Source organism: Pseudoalteromonas sp. Z1A6, from assembly GCF_011378745.1.
Classification (GTDB): Bacteria; Pseudomonadota; Gammaproteobacteria; order Enterobacterales; family Alteromonadaceae; genus Pseudoalteromonas; species Pseudoalteromonas arctica.
In genome coordinates this window covers 1-4,434 of record NZ_WTKW01000339.1, presented here as the reverse complement: position 1 = coordinate 4,434, position 4,434 = coordinate 1, and the positions used below count along the sequence as shown (strand labels likewise).

The window sequence follows — 4,434 nt, the reverse complement described above, 5'->3', positions numbered from 1 at the left end:
GGTTTTTTGTCTTTGTAATATTTATTCTTCGTTTAAAACGGGTACTTCTAGACCCATTTCTTGCATTATTTTTTTAACTTCTTCTGGTACTTTTTCGGCGTTATCTTTACGTAAGTCATCGTCATTTGGTAAAGGTTGGCCAGTAAAAGCATGCAAAAATGCCTCACATAGCAATTCACTATTTGTAGCATGGCGAAGGTTATTGATTTGACGACGTGTACGTTCGTCAGTTAATACCTTTAATACATTTAGCGGGATCGAAACGGTGATCTTTTTAACTTGCTCTGATTTTTTACCGTGTTCTGCGTATGGGTGAATATACTCACCATTCCATTTAGCCATAAGATGTATCGTTGCCTCAGATTATTAATTTCTCACACGGTATAAAAAGCGTGTAAATATGCGTGAAATTCTATCGATTTAAAAAAGATAGTCAAATAATAGATACCGATCTATCTTAATAAGCCTATTGTAGGTGTAAAGATAAGCACACTTTTGTGAGCTAAAATGTGTTATTCGCAGAAGCCCCTTCTACTTTTAGCCATCTAGAGCTTTAAAATACTTTGACTTATCAAAACGGATAACTTACTCTTTTAGACGTCTAAACATCCAAATTAATCAGGTGACGAATATGAGCGAAAAAAACAAAGCGACCATTGCTGTACGTAACGGCGTTGATGCTGATAAACATCATGGTGCGGTGGTACCGCCAATTTATTTATCGACTACTTATTCGTTTGCCGACTTTGATACTAAGCGTGAGTATGATTATGGTCGTAGCGGTAATCCTAATCGTGATATTTTAGCTGAGACGCTTGCTAAGCTTGAAGGTGGCGCTCGTGGCATAATTACAGCTACAGGCATGGCTGCCGTGCATTTAGCTACTCAGCTACTTAATAGTGACGATACGTTAGTAATTCCACATGATTGTTATGGTGGCAGCTATCGTTTATTTACATCTTTACAAAAACGCGGACTACTAAAGCTCGAAATATTAGATTTAACAAAAGAAGAAAGCCTTCAACAAATTTTAGTAATTAAACCTAAGCTTATTTGGATAGAAACCCCAAGTAACCCAGTACTTCGTTTAACAGATATTAAAGCGGTGACCGATGTTGCAAAGCAATGCGGTGCATTGGTGGCTGCAGATAACACGTTTTTGTCGCCTGCTTTACAAAATCCTCTTAAGTTTGGTGTAGATATTGTGGTGCATTCAACCACTAAATACATTAACGGACACTCAGATGTAGTAGGCGGCGCTGTTATTGCCGCAACACAAGAGTTAGGCGATGAGCTTGCTTGGTGGGCTAATAACATTGGTATTACGGGTGCGCCTTTTGATAGCTATTTAACGCTTCGTGGTTTACGTACTTTAAATGTGCGTCTAAGGCAGCATCAAGAAAATGCACTGGCAATAGCTAAGTATCTTGAAAGCTCTGAATATGTAAGCCAAGTTTACTACCCAGGTCTTGAGTCACATCCTCAACATGAGCTGGCTAAAGCACAGCAACTTGGTTTTGGTGGCATGGTGAGTTTTGATATTAAAGGCGATATAAACGACGCTGCGGCATTTTTAACTAGCCTTAAAACGTTTAGTTTAGCTGAGTCACTAGGTGGCGTAGAGAGCTTAATTTGTCACCCTGCAACTATGACGCACGCAGGTATGGAGGCAACAGCACGTTTAGAAGCGGGTGTGGGCGATACGCTTATTCGTATTTCGGTAGGTATTGAAGATATACACGATTTAGTCGCTGATTTTGAACGAGTGTTTGAACTTGTAAAACCAGGGCAAAATAAAAATGTTGGCCGTGTAGGCAAAGGAGCAGGCACTCCTGGTGGTAACGTTAAATTAAGTGCAGCCCGTCCGGCGCTTTGGTAAGTAATACCAATCCGCAATAATACCTAATCAATTTGAGGGATTAAACCGCACGCTAACTTCGTTAAAAATTTCTCATATAGAACAACTAAACAACGAAATTTTTGCCTTGTTATCGACACGGTTTTCTTATCCTCAAAATAGACAACTTAATTAAGCGAATTGGTATAAATATGGTCAATTGTGTACATAAATTTGGTGGTTCAAGCTTAAGCTCAAGTGAGCGCTATCAAAGCGTAGCTAAAATAATTATTGGGCATACTCAGACGGGCGACTGTGTTGTGGTATCGGCTGCGGGTAAGACAACCGATACGCTAGTATTACTTTGGCAAAGCTATCAAAAACAAGATACTCAAGCAGTCGCTGATATTTTACTGCAGTTAAATAACCATCAAAGTGATTTAATAGAGCAGCTATTAGAAGCCGATTTAAAACGAAGTGCACTTAAAACACTAAGTATCGAACTTAGCTATATTGCAGAACTTGCTCAAGCTGAGCAGCTAAAAGAGGCTGCATTGCTTGCACATGGCGAACTGTGGTCAGCACGTTTACTCGCTACTTATTTACAGCAGCTAAATATTGAGGCATGCGCTCAAGATGCACGTACTCTTTTTACCTTAAATGATGGCGAATTAATGCATGCGCAAAATGCGCAGCAATGTGGGCAGTTAATTTTGCCTAATAAAATAAATGTTGTTACTGGGTTTATTGCCGCAGATATCAAAGGCGAGACAGTAACGCTTGGCCGAAATGGCAGTGACTACAGTGCAACACTACTTGCAAATTATTGCCATGCTAAGCAAGTATGTATTTGGACTGATACACAGGGGGTGTATAGCACTGATCCTCGCAAGGTACAAAAAGCGATTAAGTACGGCAAAATTTGCCGTGGACAGGCTAATTTATTAGCTCGTTTGGGTAACCCTGTATTACATGCAAAAACACTATCGCCACTTAAAAACACAGATATTAAGCTAGCTGTTCGCAGTAGTTTTGACGTACAAGCAAGTCCAACAGATATAGTAAAAGAAGGTTCAGCGAAGAAAAAGCGCTTTATAACCACGTTGCAAAATGTTGACCTATTAATGGTTGAAGGTTTAAGTGAAGGTGAGGTTGCAAGTGTTAGTCAGCTTATTCAGCATAGCCTTCATCACTTTAACCATAATGGTGAAGTGTATTTAGTAGTACCGGCTGCACAAACATATCAAGTTATTAATTACTTTGCGGGTAGGGCAAATATTAGCGAGTCAAATTTAAACGGTTGTGCAATTGTAGCGCTTGAGCAAGACGTTAATACATTAAGCTTACAAGCATTAGATTTATTAAAACTCCACAGCATAAAACCTCGTTTTGTCCATCAAGATACTGGCTATGCTTTATTGCTTACCGATCAATTTATAGATAGTGATATACAAAGTGACTTACACGATAAGCTAATTAATAAAGGCCAAGAAATCGCAATTATAGTTGCGGGGCTTGGTAACGTTGGCGACGTTTTCATTAAACAGTTATCGGCACAATTTGAGCGTTTATCGGATGACTTTAGTATTAAATTAGTCGGTCTAATTCGCTCTAAAAAAATGCTGTTTAATGCAAGTGGTATTAATACACAGCAATGGAAAACTCAATGGCAGCATGAGGCAAATAGCTATCAATCTGCAGATTTACTGAATGCTATAAATGAGCTCGATTACGAGCATAAAATTGTAATTGATATTACCGCAAGTGAACAATTTAGCTTGTTATATCCAGACTTTGTAGATAGAAACTGTCATTTAATTAGTGCTAATAAATACGCTGGAACAGCACCTACTACTTGGTATAAAGCACTTCGTAGTAATATTAAAGAACGTAATTTACATTGGCGATATAACACCAGTGTAGGCGCTGGCTTACCTATTAACTTTGCTTTGGCTGATTTGCAAAATAGTGGCGATAAAATAACACGTATAGAAGGTGTTTTCTCAGGCACGCTTTCGTGGTTATGCAGTAAATATGATGGAACAAGGCCATTTTCTGAGTTGCTACTGGAAGCTCAGAAAATGGGATTCACAGAGCCAGACCCTCGCGAAGATTTATCTGGGCGAGATATGCAGCGTAAGCTACTTATTTTAGCTCGAGAGCTAGGTGTTGAGCTTGAACTTGACGATATTAGCTTATCGGCATTGATGCCAGATGAACTTGCGCTGGGAAGTTGGGATGACTTTTTAAATAAAAAAGCACAGCTAGACGCGTTCATCGAAGAGCATGCAGTGACAGCAAAGTCTAAAAATTTAGTACTTAGATATACGGGCTTGTTAGAAATCACACAAGGTGAAGTAATTGCTAAAGTGGGAATAGCGTATGTGCCTAATGGCGATGCATTAGCAAACCTTACACCTGGCGATAATATTTTTGTAATTAATAGCAAATGGTATAGCGATAACGCATTAGTGATTCAGGGGCCAGGAGCGGGTAGAGAAGTGACCGCCGCGGGTGTGCACTCTGATTTATATTGGCTTGTTCAAAACTTAAAATAAACCTTTGGTTTAAACAAAAACGGCAGCTTAAATAAGCTG

The 4,434-nt window shown here is 39.2% G+C and carries 3 protein-coding genes; 2 read left to right on the top strand and 1 reads right to left on the bottom strand.

Annotated features, from left to right (window positions below; translation table 11 throughout):
* Positions 1–21: 21 nt before the first annotated feature.
* Positions 22–342: a met regulon transcriptional regulator MetJ gene (gene metJ, locus GQR46_RS16660; RefSeq protein ID WP_007586263.1), complete on the bottom strand. Its 321-nt coding sequence runs from the start codon at positions 340–342 to the stop codon at positions 22–24.
* A gap of 289 nt (positions 343–631) precedes the next feature.
* Between metJ and metB the strand changes: the two genes are divergently transcribed.
* Together metB and metL are read left to right on the top strand one after the other, a co-directional pair.
* Complete coding sequence (gene metB / locus GQR46_RS16655) at positions 632–1,879, top strand: cystathionine gamma-synthase (protein ID WP_121954134.1); 1,248 nt, start codon at positions 632–634, stop codon at positions 1,877–1,879.
* Positions 1,880–2,049: 170 nt separating this feature from the next.
* On the top strand, positions 2,050–4,395 hold the full coding sequence (gene metL, locus GQR46_RS16650) for a bifunctional aspartate kinase/homoserine dehydrogenase II (RefSeq protein ID WP_165728110.1): 2,346 nt from the start codon (positions 2,050–2,052) through the stop codon (positions 4,393–4,395).
* Positions 4,396–4,434: the final 39 nt, after the last annotated feature.

What these genes read in the sequence shown, in the direction of transcription:
- metB (WP_121954134.1), top strand. Translation starts at nt 632, where the DNA reads ATGAGCGAAAAAAACAAAGCGACCATTGCTGTACGTAACGGCGTTGAT.
- metL (WP_165728110.1), top strand. Translation starts at nt 2,050, where the DNA reads ATGGTCAATTGTGTACATAAATTTGGTGGTTCAAGCTTAAGCTCAAGT.
- metJ (WP_007586263.1), bottom strand. Translation starts at nt 342, where the DNA reads ATGGCTAAATGGAATGGTGAGTATATTCACCCATACGCAGAACACGGT.